Source organism: Pseudomonas sp. FG6 (assembly GCF_057809015.1).
On record NZ_JBMDJD010000002.1, the window covers coordinates 245353 to 261704 of the forward strand.

The 16352-nt window shown below is 63.8% G+C and carries 11 protein-coding genes; 1 reads left to right on the top strand and 10 read right to left on the bottom strand.

Annotated elements, in window-relative coordinates; genetic code table 11:
- Positions 1-139: 139 nt before the first annotated feature.
- The 10 genes from ACODSJ_RS02400 to ACODSJ_RS02445 form a co-directional block, all read right to left on the bottom strand.
- Complete coding sequence (locus ACODSJ_RS02400; protein ID WP_489100205.1) at positions 140-631, bottom strand: GNAT family N-acetyltransferase; 492 nt, start codon at positions 629-631, stop codon at positions 140-142.
- 9 nt (positions 632-640) lie between these two features.
- On the bottom strand, positions 641-2740 hold the full coding sequence (locus ACODSJ_RS02405; RefSeq protein WP_489100206.1) for an efflux RND transporter periplasmic adaptor subunit: 2100 nt from the start codon (positions 2738-2740) through the stop codon (positions 641-643).
- Position 2741: 1 nt separating this feature from the next.
- Positions 2742-4061, bottom strand: a complete 1320-nt coding sequence (locus ACODSJ_RS02410; protein ID WP_489100207.1) for an efflux RND transporter periplasmic adaptor subunit — start codon at positions 4059-4061, stop codon at positions 2742-2744.
- Complete coding sequence (locus tag ACODSJ_RS02415; protein WP_489100208.1) at positions 4058-4837, bottom strand: efflux RND transporter periplasmic adaptor subunit; 780 nt, start codon at positions 4835-4837, stop codon at positions 4058-4060. Before ACODSJ_RS02415 ends, ACODSJ_RS02410 begins: the two co-directional genes overlap by 4 nt.
- A gap of 264 nt (positions 4838-5101) precedes the next feature.
- Positions 5102-7537 carry an alpha/beta hydrolase gene (locus tag ACODSJ_RS02420; RefSeq protein WP_489100209.1) on the bottom strand — a complete coding sequence of 812 codons (2436 nt, stop codon included), beginning with the start codon at positions 7535-7537 and terminating at the stop codon, positions 5102-5104.
- Positions 7538-7546: 9 nt separating this feature from the next.
- Positions 7547-8989 carry a TIGR01777 family oxidoreductase gene (locus ACODSJ_RS02425; RefSeq protein ID WP_489100210.1) on the bottom strand — a complete coding sequence of 481 codons (1443 nt, stop codon included), beginning with the start codon at positions 8987-8989 and terminating at the stop codon, positions 7547-7549.
- Complete coding sequence (locus ACODSJ_RS02430) at positions 8982-9470, bottom strand: cell division protein (protein WP_489100211.1); 489 nt, start codon at positions 9468-9470, stop codon at positions 8982-8984. Before ACODSJ_RS02430 ends, ACODSJ_RS02425 begins: the two co-directional genes overlap by 8 nt.
- Before the next feature lie 367 nt (positions 9471-9837).
- A complete protein-coding gene (locus ACODSJ_RS02435) occupies positions 9838-11205 on the bottom strand; it encodes an HlyD family type I secretion periplasmic adaptor subunit (protein WP_489100212.1) in 1368 nt (455 codons plus the stop codon).
- The gene (locus tag ACODSJ_RS02440) at positions 11195-13351 is read right to left on the bottom strand and encodes a type I secretion system permease/ATPase (protein ID WP_489100213.1); all 2157 of its coding nucleotides are present in this window, start codon (positions 13349-13351) and stop codon (positions 11195-11197) included. The genes ACODSJ_RS02435 and ACODSJ_RS02440 overlap by 11 nt, the downstream gene beginning before the upstream one ends.
- 37 nt (positions 13352-13388) lie before the next feature.
- Positions 13389-14738 carry a TolC family outer membrane protein gene (locus ACODSJ_RS02445; RefSeq protein WP_489100214.1) on the bottom strand — a complete coding sequence of 450 codons (1350 nt, stop codon included), beginning with the start codon at positions 14736-14738 and terminating at the stop codon, positions 13389-13391.
- Between the two features lie 359 nt (positions 14739-15097).
- On the opposite strand from ACODSJ_RS02445, the gene ACODSJ_RS02450 reads away from it, so the two are divergent.
- The coding region (locus tag ACODSJ_RS02450) for a retention module-containing protein (protein WP_489100215.1) at positions 15098-16352 on the top strand (1255 nt) is incomplete at its 3' end.

Genomic DNA, 16352 nt, shown 5'->3' on the forward strand with positions numbered 1-16352 from the left:
CCTACATCACAGATGTATTTGTTGCGTGGCTTTTCGGGAGGCGGTGTGTCAGGTGAGTCATCAGGGGCTGACACACTGCATCGCGAGCAAGCTCGCTCCCACAGTTTCTGTATGGTGTCCCTCCCAAAACAGGCGCCGCTCAGGCGCCTTTCGGATACCACACCAACCGCTCCGCCGCCGGGTTGCGCTCCTGCACTTCGAAGCCCAGCGCCAGGTAATGCTGGCGCGCATGGGGGTTGCTGTTCCAGACCACGGTCGCCACCGGGCAACGAATCTGTTGCGCGGCTTTCTGTACCCCTTGCAGCACCGCCCGGCCATAACCCTGCCCACGGGCCGGGGGGATGAAGGCCAGGTACAGCACACGGATTTCATTGGGGCCAAAGTCGGTGCTCAGGGCGCCGATGGCCGTGCCGAGTTTTTCCACGACGTAATGCATGGCGTTGGGAAAGTTTTCACCCAACCCTTGTTCCTGCACCTGGAATTGCTGCGCAATCACTTGCTGTACGTGTTCATGCTCACCGTCGATCCATTGCAGATCCGGTCGCGCCGCCTGGTACAGGCTCTGCAAAAAGGGCCCATCGCTGACCCGCGAGGGCCGCACCACCAATCCTTCCGCCGCCACTGATTCCATATCCGCTCCTTAAAATCCGCTTTCCCTGACACCCAGCGCCACCAACCGACGCCACGCCGTGCCCAGTACCGACTCGCCCTGGCCCTGCAACACCACCACACCCCGCAGCGGCTGCACCGGGGCCTGGGTCCCGTCAACGGCACTCAGACGCACGCCATATTGCGCCTGCACCGGTTCCGCCCGCTGCTGCGAATCACGGCGCACGGCAATCGGTCCATGGTGATCGGAGGTCAGCGCCGGTTGCTCGACCCAGGCGACGCCATTGGTGTCGACTTCATTGAGTTGCACCGCAATCGACGGATGCATCGGGTCGTCAGCGATGAACCGCCCCGTGGCACCGGGGCCGACCCGCCACAGTTCCGCCTCGGTGAGGTAGCCGCGCAACCGGGAGTCGTCCTGCACCACCCGCGCCAGCGGCTGGGTGGGCGATAACCAGCGCCCGACCGACAATTGCGGCAGCAGGTCGCGCACCTGGCCGGCGTGGGGTGCCCGTAGCAACAAGCGCTCACGCTGGGCGACCAGGCCCCGGTACTCGGCCACCGCCTCGGCCAATCGCTGCTCGACGATGCCGGCATCGGCGGCGGTTTCGCTGCGCCCGGCCTGACGGCGCATCTGCAACTGCTGGATCTCGATTTCCCGCCGCACGATGGTCAGGCGCGAGGCCATGTCCGGCGACTCCAGTTCAATCAACACGTCGCCTTGGGCCACGATCTGGCCGTCGTGCACATTCACTTGTTTGACCCGCGCCGCCACCGGCGCATGCAAGGCACTGGCGCGACCGGCTTCGAGCATAGCCGGCACTTCCACGGCGCTGCGCCAAGGCAGCAGCAGCGCCAGCACCAGGCCGAGCAGTACCAGGCCAGTCAGCAACACGCGCGGGCCGTGGGCCTGCTCGCGTCGACTCCACCATTGTCGCCATTCATTCACGATGGGCATAAAGATGAACCACACCAATTCCACCAACATCAGGAAGATGCCCAGCACCTTGAAGAACAGGTGATAGACCGCCAGGGCAATGCCAAAGAACAACGCCGCGCGCCACAACCAGGAACCGTATCCCCACGCCAGCAAACGACGGCGCATTTTCGGCGGCCAGGGTTCCGGCGCCGCCACGCCATAGCCAAACAACAGCTCGCGCAAGCGCCATCGGCACAGGGCGAACGCCCGCCCTTGAAGGTTATCCACCGCCCAGAAATCACTGAGCAGAAAATAGCCGTCAAAGCGCATGAACGGGTTCAAGTTGATGATCAGGGTGGTGATCCAGGTCGCACTGGCCAACATGAACGCTGCGGTGCGCGCCGGCCCGTCCGGCAGTAGCGACCAGGCCAACAACGCAATGCACGCCAGCAGCAACTCGGCGAGCACGCCACCGGCACCGATCAGCAAGCGGGCCCGGCGATCCTTGATCCGCCAGGCGTCGCTGACATCGGTATAGAACATCGGCAGCAACACCATGAACGCCACGCCCATGCTCTGCACCCGGCAACCGGCGCGCTTGGCCATGAAGGCATGGCCAAATTCGTGGCAAAGCTTGGCGAAGAACAACGCCACCCCGAACGCCATCGCGCCGCCCAGGCTGAACAGGTGCGGGAATGTCGCAATGAAACGTTGCCAGTCCCGCGACACCAGGAAAATACCGACGCCCAGCGTCAGCGGCAAACCATAGCGCAGGATGCTTGGGCCGAACCGCACCATCCAGGGCCAGGCACGATTGAGAAAGGCATCCGGACGCCACAGCGGAATACGGAAAAACAGGTATTGATGAAGGAGGATCTGCCACAGGCTCTGGCGCTGCGCAGCCGCCTTGAAGCCATAGCTGTCGCGCTGTTGCGGGTCCGTTGCGCTGATCAGGTCATGGCCGCGCAGAAAGCCCAGCAACTGCTCCAGCGACTCCCCGGTGAGGGGCAGGCCCGGCTCACGGTTGGCCGCTTGCAGCACTTGCTCCGGATCGCCCAGGGACCAATGGCGCAGCATGCGCATCGCCGCCGCGCCCAGCTTGAAATAACGCCCGCGCACCGGATCGGCCAGCATCCATTGCGGCGAGCCGTCCGGGTCCGGGGCCGCTGCGGACAATTGCAGGTCTGGCCGCAGGCTCGGCAGCGGGCTCATGCTACAGGCCCACGCTCTGGCGCAGCCCGGCCAACGGTCGGCGCAACAGATACAGCGCCAGCGGCGCGCGATCGCCGAAGATCTTCGCCGTGCCCCGCAGGCCAATGCGCGGCGCCGTGGCATCGAAGCGAGCATCCAGCCGATAGGCCAGTTGGCCGGCGGCAGTGGGTTGCGCCTCATAGGCCGAACGTTCGAGCCAGGCCACATGTCGTTGCAATGGATCGCTGTCGAGGAACAACGCCACCTGCGCGCCAGGGGCCAGGGCAATCGCATCGCCCACCGCCAGCTCGATGCGCAACTCGGCCTGGTTCGGATCGGCAATCTCCATCAACCGCTCACCGGTCTGCACCGGCTTGCCGAGCCAGCGCTCGGCATCGGCAAACACCGCGATACCGTCCCGTTCGGCCCGTACTTCACTGCGCTTGAGCAGCTCGATGGCGTAGTTGCGTTCGGCGCGTTTCTGCTCGACCCGGGCGGCCAGCAGGTCAATTTTCGAACTCGATTCAGCGTCGACAAACGACCGCTGGGAATTGGCCTTGAGCTCTGCTTCCGCCACCCCCAACGCCCGCTCCGCGACATCGGCCTGGGCCTTGAGGCTGGTGCTTTCGAAACGCAGCAGCAGGTCGCCATTCTTGACGCTCTGGTTGGGCTTGACCAGGAACTCGGCGATCACCCCGTCCAGCGGCGCCGCCACCACCTGGCCGCCCAGCGGGACCACTTCGGCGGGGGCCAGCACGGACTGGCGCACCGGGATCAGCAAGCCCAGCAACAGCACCGCCACCAGCGCGACCTGGCGTTTTCGCGTCCAGCGCAAGCGCCAGGGTTTGCGCGGTTGCAAGGCCAACCAGGCGTGGCTGTAGGTGTCGCCCAGTTGCGACAGCAACACTTGCTCGGGCGGGGTCCAGGGCAGGTCACGGGCCAGCCACAACCCACCGAACACCTGGCCTTGGTGATCGATCAGGGGCAACCAGAAAACGTGTGCGGCCGACAGACTTCGCCAGTCGGCCTGGAGGGTCTCGCTGACGCCATCGGCGTTAATGACCCGGGCCTGCTTCAGCACCCCTTGCTTGAACAACTGTGCAACCGCTTGCTCGACGAACGCCACGAACGGCGCGTTCGGCTCCACGGCACTGACCCCGGTCACGGCCTGGACCTTGCCGGCGATCAACAGCGCGGCATGGCGAAAGCCGAACAACGCCTGGCCGTCATTGACCAGGCTGTAGCTCAACTGCGCCGGCGTACGCGCCGCCCGCGTCTGGCGCTCCAGGTCGAGGAAGCGGGCAAACACCTGTTCGGCGCTGCCCGTTACCGGCGCGTTCACTTGGACTCCGCAAAACGCGCCGTACCGCTCATGCCGGACAACAAACCGCTGGCATCCGGCACGCTCGCCACCAGCAGCAGGGTCTGGCTGCCCTCGTCGATGCGCGCGCCCAGGCGCTTGACCGTCGCTTGCAACGGCTTGCCGGTTTCATCGGGAACAAAGGTAAAGGGTTGGCCGGGCTTGAGCCGGTCCATCCAGCGTGAAGGTACCAGCAGATGAATTTCCAAGGTGCGGTTGTCGACCACGTCCAGCAACGGCGCGCCGGCGGCGACGCTTTCATAGCGCTGGACCTTGCGCGCCACCACTTGTCCGTCGAACGGCGCAATCACGCTGCAACGCTTGACCTGCACCTGATAGACCTGGGACTGCGCCTGCGTCTCGCTGACCCGCGCCTCGGCCCGCGACACTTCGAAACGCCCGACCGACTTCAACTCCGCCAGTTGCCGGTTATGGGCCAACTCTTCACTGGCGCCACGGCTGGCCGCCTGGGCCGCGTTGAGCTGGGCCTGGTACGCCGAGCAATCGAAACGCGCCAGGGTATCGCCCTTCTTGAACGACTCGCCTTCACTGAACGGCAACTCGACGATGCGCCCGGCCAGCTCACTGGCCAGCACCGCCTGGTCCCGCGCCCGCAACACTCCCCGCGCCTCGTTGCCACCCGAGGCACTGGCCGTGACGGTGTTGCCGAGCAATGGATCGTCTGCCACAGGCGTTTGCGCCTGGACGCCGCACGTTACCAAGGTCAATCCCACAACCCAACTACTCAAACGTCCCATGACCGCTACTCCCTGACGGATGGGCGGAGTCTACGACAGCGGTGGGGGGCGTCAAGGGCATCGCAGCGACGAGAGGGGAAATCTCTAGGCCTTACATTTTCTTGTGGCGAGGGAGCTTGCTCCCGCTGGACTGCACAGCAGTCCCAAACCCTGATGCCTCAGTGTGCCAGGCAGACCGCATTCGAGCGGCTTGGGGTCGCTACGCAACCCAGCGGGAGCAAGCTCCCTCGCCACAGGTTCGGTGATCGACAGGTACCGCGCCGCCTACTCCACCAACCTCAACTCCCCATCGCAATACATCACCTCACGCCCCAACCACCCCACATCCACCTGCGGCAACACCGCCGAGGGTTTACGCAGTTCACGCAGCAGCGTCGAGCCGTGGGACAGCCGCCCGCCCATGCGCGCAATCACCGCCCGGGCGTCTTGATAGTGGGCGTGGCGACCGGGGTCCAAGGTGTCTTCCAGCAAAATGTCCTCGCCCAGGATGCCCTGGGCCTGGCCCGGGTAGATCAGGAATCCGCTCGCCTGCTCGGCGCCCTCACGACCGTCCTGCCAAAAGCTGCCGTCGCGGGAGCGGCTGTCCGGGTGCGGGGCGAACCAATGCTCGCGGTCGAGGGCGGGCATCGCGTGGTGCAGGCGGAAGAAAATCCGCATCAGGTTGTCGCGATACCACTCGCGCACCTGCAAGTAGTAACCGCGCAGCCCCGGCAGGCCAGCACCATGGGCCAGGCGAATCGCCAACGGCCACTGTGGAAAGGCTTGCAAGGGCAGCGCCGTCGGTGCCGGGCGTGGCGTGGCCGGGTCGGTTTCCCATGGCAGGCGATGCGGGCTGTGTTCGAGATTGTCGTAGGCGGTCGGTGGTCGTCCCAGCCAATCGCCGCCACCGCTGGCCAAGGCGCTGGCGATGCACAGGTTGCCCTGCACCACGAACACATAGAACCGGGTGAACCAGTCGGCCAGTTGTTGGCCGTCGGCACCTTGCACGGTTAGCTCATGCAGCTCTCGGTCGAAACCGCGCAAGCCGTTTTCCAGGGTGAGCAAATGCCCACGGGCGATGCGTTGCATGCGCAGGAACACCGGCAGCGAACGCAACAGGCGCAGGGGCCGCCAAGGCAGATGCGGTGTCGCGCCACCCACTTCGCCCGCATAGGTGCTGGCGCTGATGCCCCAATCGGCGAGGCGGGCGAGGAACAGGTCGTTATTGATATACGAGGCGCCGCCAAACACTGCCGTGAACGGTTCGTTGTCTTGCAACACCCGCGAATCCCAGCGCGCCATGATCGCCGGAATGCTCGCCGCCGCACGACGCTGGGCGTATTCCACCAGCACACTGGGTTGCGGTGGCAGGATCTCGGCAATGTTGGCGGCGGTCAGGTGCCGACGCCAGCCGTAGTCGCTGATCGGTCGGTATTGCAGCAGCCAGAGTTGCGTGCCGTCCCAGGCCCATTCGACATCGCCCGGCACGTAGTGAAAGACCCGCAGCACGCCTTGCAGGAAGCGCCATAGCGCATCGACGGTCAGGCCGTGGGCGGGCTGGAATGAATCGCTGTTCCACGCCGCGCCGAGGCGGGAAATGATCGCCCGCGCCGGGCTTACCTTGCCATCGGCCAACGACTCCAGATGCCCTTCGACCCATTCCAACTCAACGGACAGGTGACGCACGAACGCGATCCCCGACAACCGTGGCGTGATGAACCGCTGCACCACCACTTCCTCGACACCCGCCGCACTCAACTCGGCGATACGCGCCGCGACGTTGTGCGTAGGCTCACGCAGGTACGTGGTGCTCAACCCCGCATTGGCCGCATCGGCCTGGTCCTCGCCATAACTGGAGGAGCGCACCGCCCAGACAGCGTCCGGCTGGCTGTCCAGGAAGCCCGGCAGACGCCGATCATGGCAATCGTTGAGCGACAGCGCCGCAGGCACCGGTTGCCCCGCCAGTGCCGCCAGACGCAAGCGCCCGCCCTTGGTGTGCGCGACGAAGCCACGCTCGCCCGACTCCAGCCACGCGGCAAATTCAGCGGGTGCGTCGATCCACGGATAGTGGCCCCAGCCGGGCTTCAGACTGATGGTCAGGTCGGCGCGGGCAAGAATGGCGGACCAGGCTGCGGCCTGTTCGACGCCCAGCACCTTGTCCTGATCGCCCCAGACCAACTCGACCGGGTCAGTGATCCATTCCAGCAGCGGCAATGCCCTGTCCGCCCGCACCAGGTCCCAGTGCGGCACAAACGCCCGGCAGCGCGCATACCCGGCGCCCATGCGCTGGTATTGCGCAGGCGTCCAGGTCTGACGGGAAAACTTGCGGGCAAACAGCGTCGGCTTGTTCGCCAGCAGCCAATGGATGGTCTTGCGAATCGGCGGCGGCGACATCAACGCCGGCAACCGCCGCTGCCACAAGAATGCCCCCACCGGCGCCAGTAACACACTGCGGCAAAAGTGCCCTGGTTGGCGTTGCAGGGCATGCAGCACCAGCAAGGCGTTCACCCCGACAGCCATGATCGCGCTGCCCTTGACCGTCGCGGCCAGCAACGCCAGGGCATAGGCCCCCAGGTCTTCGCAGGGGGCTTGCGGGTTATTGCCAAAGCCTGGCAGTTCCAACGGCACCACGTCGTAGCGGGCAAAGTGCGGCAACGCGTCGTCCCACCAATCGGCGGCGCTGCCGTTGCCGGCCAGCAGGTACATCCGGGGCTTGCTCATAGGGGTTCCTCAGGCCAGGTCGCGCAGGGCCGCGTCGAGCGTCGGGTAACGGAACGTATAACCGGCCTCGACGAGACGATTGGGCACCACACGCTGGCCGTCGAAGAACAACTGGGCCATCTCACCGGCCAAGGCTCGCACCGGCGCAGCGGGGATGTGGAACCACACCGGACGCTTGAGCACCTTGCCGACGCTTTCGGCGAACAGCGCCTGGCTGACCGGCTCCGGCGCCACGAGGTTATAGGTGCCGCTCAGGTGGTCATCGGTGAACGCCCGGGCGATCACCTGGATCACGTCGTCACGGTGCACCCAACTCATGATCTGCCGGCCATCGCCCATGCGTCCGCCGAAGCCCAGGCGAAACGGAATCAGCAACGGCAGCAACGCACCACCCGGACCGAACACCACGCCCAGGCGCATCACCACCTGACGCACACCCAGCTCGGTGGCGGGCAACGCCGAAGCTTCCCAGCGCGCGCAGAGTTCAGCCATGAAGCCATCGCCCCGGCTAGCGCTTTCGTCGAGGCTTTCGCTGGCGTCACGCACGCCGTAGAAACCGATGGCCGAGGCCTGGATCCACAACGCCGGTTTGTGCCGGGCGTTTTTCAGCCAAGCCATCAACGCTTGCGTGGTATTGACCCGACTGGCGATGAGTTGCGCCTGGCGCTTGGGGCTCCAACGCGGACCCGCCACTGGCGCGCCCGCGAGGTTGATCACCACATCGAAGGTTTCGTCATGGCCCAGTTTGCCCAGCGAGCGCAGGCAACGGGCGCGGCCGTCGAACAGATAGGCCGCTTTCAACGGATCACGGGCCAATACGCTGACTGTGTGCCCGGCATCGAGCAGTTGATTGACCAGGGTCTCGCCGATAAACCCGGTACCCCCCGTGACCAGCACGCGCTTGTAGGCGCCACCGGCAAACGGGTTGGCGGGCTTGCCCTCCCGCTGCATGCGTAGCGCGGCCAACCCGTCGCGAACCCCCGAGGCCGTGACCCCGAGCGCGAACAACGTCAGCAGCCAGCCACGCCAACCCAAGTCAATCGTGCCCAGGCCGGTCGGCAAACTTCCCCACTGCGCCAGTTGCGCACCGTACAACGCGAAGAACGCGCCGCCGTTGACCGCCAGCACCGTGTGCATGATGCGTTCGATGGGCGGCAATTTGCGGCTGCGATCCTCGACCACGAAGTCCCAGAGCGTCAGGCCGATCTCCAGCGCGAACAGCAGCGCAATGACCACCGCCCACGCCCCTCGGAAGGCCAGGTGGGCGATGCCCAGGAACAGGATTCCGTAGAAGCACGAGCGCAGGGCGTGGATGGAAAGTTCCAGGCGAGCGCTGTGGCGATAGGGCAAGGCGACGGTGAGTTCGTGGTGATACAGGGTATCCAGCGCACCCAGTATCGCCTGGGCGATCAACAGCGTTATCGCCCAGTCCAGCAGTGAAAAGTCAGGCATGGTTTGAATCACTCGACGCGTTGTCAGTCAGGGAGGTGCGGCGGTCGTGGCGATAGAGCCAGGCCAGCGGCGGCAGCAGTACGAGCAGCGCCAGGCTGTCGAGCCACAGATGCGACCAGACCCGTGCCTGGGCAGAAATCCACATGTCCTGGGGCGCCCAGAGCAGGATACCGGCGATCAGCCAACCCCAGGCCGCGCGGCTCTTCAATCGATGGCCGATGTGCACGAGGGCGAACATGTACAACCCATAGCTTTGCAACGTGGCGCCGAACAATGCCAGCCACCAGACTTGTTGCGCGCGAGCCGCAGCAGGCACGGCATCGGCGCCCCAGAACGCTTGTTCGATGTGTTGCAGATAGCCTTCGAACAAGCCGGAATGACCGGCCCATGCCAGCGTGAGGCCGGCGAATAAATGCATCAGGGCTGCGGCATACAACCAAGCGACCATGGCGTTGCGAAGAGGGCTGGGAGGGAGTGGCATTCCGTGTCCTGAAGGCTTGCTTGAAGGCGGCAAGTCTAATGGAAAAGGACGGGGCTTTACTGGGCAGATAGGCCGGGCTGCGATAAATAAAGTTTGCCCTGGGGCCCTGCACCCTGTGGTGATTTGAAGAAGGTCATCGTCGGATCGCCGCCCGGAGCAAGCTCGCGATGGCGTCAGCCCAGACAACCGAAAACCCTGTGGCGAGGGAGCTTGCTCCCGCTGGCCTGCGTGAAGCAGGCCCCTGCATCGTTTCAGGTAAACCACATTGCCAGGTTTTGCGACTGCTGCGCCCGGGGCGTCGGACCGGCCGAGCGGGAGCAAGCTCCCTCACCACAAAAGCTTCCAAGCGGCCCGTCAGACTGAGGGCCTACCGCTCGTGCAACGCCTCGGCCCGGGCCTTGATGATCGGCTTGAGCAGGTAGCTGAGCACGGTCTTCTTGCCGGTGATGATGTCCACCGAAGCGACCATGCCGGGGATGATCAGCAGCGGTTTTTCATCGGTACCCAGGTGGCTGCGTTCGGTGCGCAGCTTGATGATGTAGTAGGTGGTTTTCTTGTCTTCATCGGTGATGGTGTCGGCGCCGATCTGTTCCAGCTTGGCTTTCAGCCCACCGTAGATGGTGTAGTCATACGCCGTGAACTTCACCGTGGCGTCCTGGCCGGGGTGCAGGAAGGCGATGTCCTGGGGACGGATCTTCGCTTCCACCAGCAGGGTGTCGTCCAGCGGCACGATTTCCACCAGGTCGCTGCCGGGCTGGATCACGCCGCCGATGGTGTTCACCAGCATCTTGTTCACGATGCCGCGCACCGGCGAAGTCACCAAGGTACGGCTCACCCGGTCTTCCAGCGCCTTGCCGGTGGCCTGGGCCTTGTTCAGGTCGGTGCGCGCCTCGTTGAGCTGGGTCAGGGCTTCACTGCGGAACTTGCCGCGGGTCTCGTCGATCTTGCGCTGCACTTCCTTGATCGCCGACTCGGCGCGGGGAATGGCAAGGGTCGTGGCGTCCAGTTGCCCACGAGTTTCGACTTCGGCACGCTTGAGCCGCAACACTTCCACCGGCGATACCGCGCCCTGGGCCACCAGCGGCTCGGACATGTTGATCTCCTGGCGTTGCAGCGCCAGGCCGGAGCGGTACTGCGCCTGCTTGGACACGAACTCGCGCAGTTCCTGTTGGCGCTGAATCAACTGTTCCTGCAACCCGCCGATTTCATCGTGCAACTGCTGGCGACGGCTGACGTACAGCGACTGTTCGCTGGCCGCCTGGCCGGGCACGGCCTTGAGCACGTCCGCCGGAAAATTCAGCGGCCGGTCCTCAACCTCGGCACTCAAGCGTTCGACACGCAGCAACATCGCCAGGCGATCGGCCTCGGTTTCACCGACGTTGGAGACAAACCGCGTGTCATCCAGGCGAATCAACGGCGCGCCAGCTTCGACGATCTGCCCTTCCTTGACGAACAGCTCGGCGACGATGCCGCCTTCCAGGTTCTGGATCTTCTGGATCTTGGACGACGGAATGGCCTTGCCGTCGCCCTTGGTCACTTCGTCGATCACGGCGAAGTTGGCCCACAACATCAGGAACACGAAGAAGCCGATGATGCCCCAGATCGTCAAGCGCACCACCCGGGGTGCGTCCTCGATCAACGCCTTGTTGACCTCGGGCAGCGGCTGGCCTTGCAACGAAGCAGAGCCTTTGAAATAGCGGCCCACGGATTCCTTGAAACCAGACTTAAGCAACACTGATCTGCCCCTTCTTCAGCGCTTCCATAACGGCAGCTTTCGGGCCATCGGCCAGGATCTGCCCGCGGTCGATCACCAACAGGCGGTCCACCAGCGACAGCAGCGATGCCCGGTGCGTCACCAGCAGCACGGTCTTGTTTTCCACCACGGCCGCCAGGCGCTGCTTCAAGCGTTCCTCACCGGTGTTGTCCATGGCGCTAGTGGGTTCGTCCAGCAACAGGATGGGCGGGTTGAGCAACAGGGCACGGGCCAGGGCAACGTTCTGGCGCTGGCCACCGGACAGGTTCTGTCCGCGCTCGCCCACTTGCAGCTCATAACCTTGTGGATGCAGACGCGCGAATTCATGCACGCCCGCCAGTTCCGCGGCCTGGAGCACCAGTTCGTCTTCGACGTAACGGGCACCGGAGGTCAGGTTGTCGCGCAGGGTACCGGCCAGCAGTTGGATGTCCTGGGGCACGTAGCCGACGTTGTAGCGCAGCTCACTGACGTCGATCTGGCGGATATCCACGCCGTCCACCAGCAGGGCGCCGTCGTCCGGTTGGTACAGGCCCACCAGCAATTTCGCCAGGGAACTCTTGCCTGACCCGCTGCGGCCGATGATGCCGATTTTTTCCCCTGGCTTGATCACCAGGTTGATGTTCTTCAACGCGGCGTTCTGCTGGTTCGGGTAGGTGAAATTCAACTGACGGCATTCAATGGCGCCCTGCAAGACGTTGCGGCTCAGCGGGCGCTCGTCGAAGTTGCGCTCCTGGGGCAGCTCCATCATCTGGTCCACCGACGTCATCGTGACCCGCGCCTGCTGATAGCGGGTCAGCAGGCCCGACAGCGACGCCAAGGGGCTCAGGGCACGACCGCTGAGCATGTAGCAGGCCACCAGCCCGCCCATGCTCAAGTTACCGGCGATGATCTGGTAGACACCGAAGACGATCATGACCACGCCGGCCAGTTGCTGGATCAGCAAGGTGATGTTCATGGCCAGGCCGGACAGCATCTTCACCCGCAGTTCGAGGCGGCTGAGGGTGCCGATGGTCTGTTCCCACTGATACTGGCGCTCGCTTTCGGCGTTGTTGACCTTCACCGCGTCCAGGCCGGCGAGGGTTTCGATCAGGCTGGACTGACGCTCGGCGCCCAGCGCCATGGTGCGCTCCATGGTCGCCACCAGCGGTTTTTGCAATGCATAGCCGATCAACAGGGCCAGCGGGAACGCCAGCACCGGGATCCACACCAGGTGCCCACCGAGGATCGCGATGACCATGAAGATCAGCAGGGTGAACGGCAAATCGATCAGGCTGGTCAGCGTCAGCGAGGCGAGGAAGTCGCGCAGGCTCTGGAATTCATGGATGTTCTGGGCAAAGCTGCCGACCCGCGCCGGACGGCATTTCATGGCCATGCCGACGATGCGCTCGAACAGCGTCGCCGAGATGATCAGATCGGTTTTCTTGCCGGCCAGGTCCAGGCAGAGGCTGCGCAGCATCTTGAGGATCAGGTCGAACACATAGGCGCCGATGATGCCGACGGCCAGCACCCAGAGGGTTGACTCCGCCTGGTTCGGGACCACGCGGTCGTAGACGTTCATCACGAACAGCGGTGCCGCCATGGCGATGATGTTGATCAGCAGGCTGGCCGCGATGGCATCGGCGTACAGCCAGCGTGAACGCTTGAGGGTGTCGCGAAACCACGAACGCGCCCGAGGGATCAGCGAGCCGTGGTTCACGTCGAATTTATGCTGCGGCTGGGCAAAGAAGACCTTGCCGCTGTAGTCGTCGGCCAGCATTTCACGGCTGACCGTCACTTCCCCGCCATCGCTTTCGCTGAGCAGCAGGCGGGCCTGGTCATCGCCGGCCCAGCCCAGCAAAACGGCGCTGCGGCCGTCCTTGAGCAGCAAAAGCGCCGGCATGGCGATGGCCGGGATCTGTTCGAGCTTGCGTTGCAGCACCCGCCCCTGCAAACCGGCACGGGCAGCCGCGCGCGACAGCAACTCGACACTCAGCCGCTGCTTGGGCAGCGGCAATCCGGTGGTGAGCATTGCCGCACTGGCTGGCTTGTGATGCAGCATGCAGAGTGCCAACAAACCGTCCAGCAACGGATCGTCGTGCAACGTGCGCGGATCATGGATGAGTTCGACTCGACTGACTTCTGATTCCACGCTAGGCACTCTTACTGATCAAAACTGGAAAAGGGACTCAATTCATCCCAGGCAACTGGACCTTGGGTTTCACGTCATTTTGCACAACCGATGCCAAAGGCGCGACTACACCCTGACTTTTAAGCAATTGACCCATGGTGGCCTTGATCCGGTACTGGGTGAACAGCTGTACGTTCTTGATTTCCACCAGGCGACGGGACGCGGTGAACAGCTCGTTTTCGCTGTCGAGCAAGTCTAGCAAGGTCCGCTCACCCAGGCTGAACTGCTTCTGGTAGGCCGTGCGCACGCTGGTGCTGCGATCCACGTACTGCTGGGCAACCGGCACTTGGGCGTTGGCGTTGTTGAGGGCGTTCCAGGCCAGGCCCAGTTCTTCGTTCAGCTGGCGCAACGCGTTGTTGCGGATGTCCAGGGCCTGGTTGGACAGGTAGGACTTGGACTCCAGGTCCGCCTTGTTGCTGCCGCCGGCATACAGGTTGAAGCGCATGCGCAGCATGGCTTGCCACTCGTTGTTGTGACCGTTCTGGCCATCCAGGTCGTTGTCGGCCGTGCGGCCCAATTCAGCGTCGAAACGTGGGTAGAAGCTCGATTTGGCGGCTTCGTACTGTTGTTCGGCGGCCGCGATGTCGGATTCGGCCGAACGCAGCACGGGGCTGTTGTCCAGCATTTGGGCACGGGCTTCGTTCAGGTCGGCTGGCATCATCGCCATGAAAGGGGCGGGACGCTCCAGTTGATCCGGCATCTGGCCCACGGCGCTGAGGTAGTTGGTCTCGGCGTCGGCCAGGTTGGTTTGTTCGGTGATCAGGTTGTTGCGGGCCTGGGCCACGCGTGCTTCCGCCTGGTCCAGGTCGGCGCCATTGCCCACGCCACGGGAGGTGCGCAGCTTGATCTGGTCGAAAATGCGCTCGTGGCTCTTGAGGTTGTCCTCGGCCAGGCGCACGAACTCGCGACGGGTCAACACATCCAGATAGACCTGGGCGACGGTGAGGCCGGTGCGCTCGGAAGCGTCCAGCAACGAATAGGCGCGGGAATTAACGGTGGCTTGTTGACGGCCTACTTCGCTGGACGTCGCAAAACCGTCAAACACCATCTGCGACAGGCGCAGGCTCGACTCGCTGCGGTTCAGGGTTTCCCAATGATCATTGCTGCCCGAGCGCGTGGTCACGCTGTCGGTGCCTTCGCGACCGTAGCCAGCTGCCAGGTCCACCCGCGGCAGGTAGCCGCCCTTGGCCGCCTTGAGCTGGTAATCCGCCGCGAGACGACTGTTCACACCGGCCTGGATTTGCGGATGCACATCCAGCGCCTGTTGCATGGCCTGCGGCAAGGTTTGTGCTTGTACGAAACTGGCCGCGAGGGCGAAAGGTAAAGCCATGAACAGAGGTGAACGCATAGTGGTTTTCTTCCTGAAACACTTGTCTTGGGTCACAGCGAAACATGGCGCTGCATCGGATGATGGCAACCGGAATGACCGTATGTCGGAAAATTCGATACAGGAACTGAATCATGCACGAAAAGAACAGGCCGCCGCTTAAATATCAATGTGACATTAGCGAAGCGATTGTTTAGGATGGCCGGCAGAAGGTCAATAGTTTGGCACAAACAAATAATTCAAAAAAATAAGCCAAAAAATTGACACGCAAAAGCGTCAAAAACAACCTTATCTAATGACACAAGAACGTCCAGACCGCTGCCGCTCTTCGGCTGCGGGACCATGGAAGTCTACTGAACGTTTCACCCGGAGAGTCTTCAATGAGCAGTGTTATTGCCGTCGTCAAAAGCATTGTTGGGCAGGTTTTCGTCGTATCCCCCGAGGGCATTCGGCGCGTTCTCATTGAAGGCGATCGCCTGTACACAGGCGACCAGTTGGACACGGGTCCTTCGGGGGCCGTTACATTGGAACTCAGTGACGGTCGCAGCCTGGACCTGGGTCGTGATACCCAGTGGAGCGCCAATGCGCCGGACTCGTCCACCGACCTGGCCCAAGCCACAGCCCAGGCCGCACCTTCGGTAGAAGAGCTGCAACAAGCCATCGCCGCGGGCGTCGACCCGACGACCGCCCTGGAAGCCACCGCCGCGGGCGCCACGGCAGCGGGTTCGGGTGGGGCCGCCGGTGGCGGCCACAGCTTCGTCGCGCTGGACGCCACGGCGGGCAGCGTCGCGCCTACCATCGGCTTCCCTACGGCCGGACTGGCGACGGCCGCCGCCAACGACACGAACACCACGGGCCTGGACACCAACACCAACATCACTGCCAACGCAGTGCTCAACGCGACGCTGACCCTGAGCGCTACGCCGACCCTGACCGAGGCCGGTGGCGTGCTGGTCTACACCGCGACCGTTACCCAGGCGCCCCAGACCGACCTGACCGTGACCTTGTCCAACGGCTCCGTGATCGTCATTCCGGCCGGGCAAACGACCGGCAGCGTCAACGTGCCGCTGGCACCGAGCGATGACGTCTACAACGACCCAACCCAGATCAGCGTGACCGCCACCGGCACCACGGGCGGCACCGGCATCGCCGTGACCCTGCCTACCACGCCGGCAGTCACCCAAATCACCGACACCATCGACACCACCACCGTTACCCTGACGGCGGGCAACACCGTGACCGAAGGCGGCCAGATCACCTACACCGCGACATTGACCAATCCGGCTCAAACTCCGGTGACCGTGACCTTGAGCAATGGCTCGGTCATTACCATCGCCGCCGGCCAGACCACCGGCACCGTCAACGTCGAGACCCCGGCCAACGACGTCTACAACAACGGCAGCACCGTCAGCACCACCATCACCGGCGCCACTGGCGGCAACTTCGAAAACCTGGTGCCAAGCACCACGCCAGCGGTCACCACGATCACCGATTCGGTGGACAACACCGGTCTGACCCTGACTGCCAATGACACCATCACCGAAGGCGGTTCGATCACCTACACCGCTACCCTGACCAACCCGGCTCAAACCCCGGTCACTGTGACCCTGAGCAATGGCTCGGTCATCACCATCG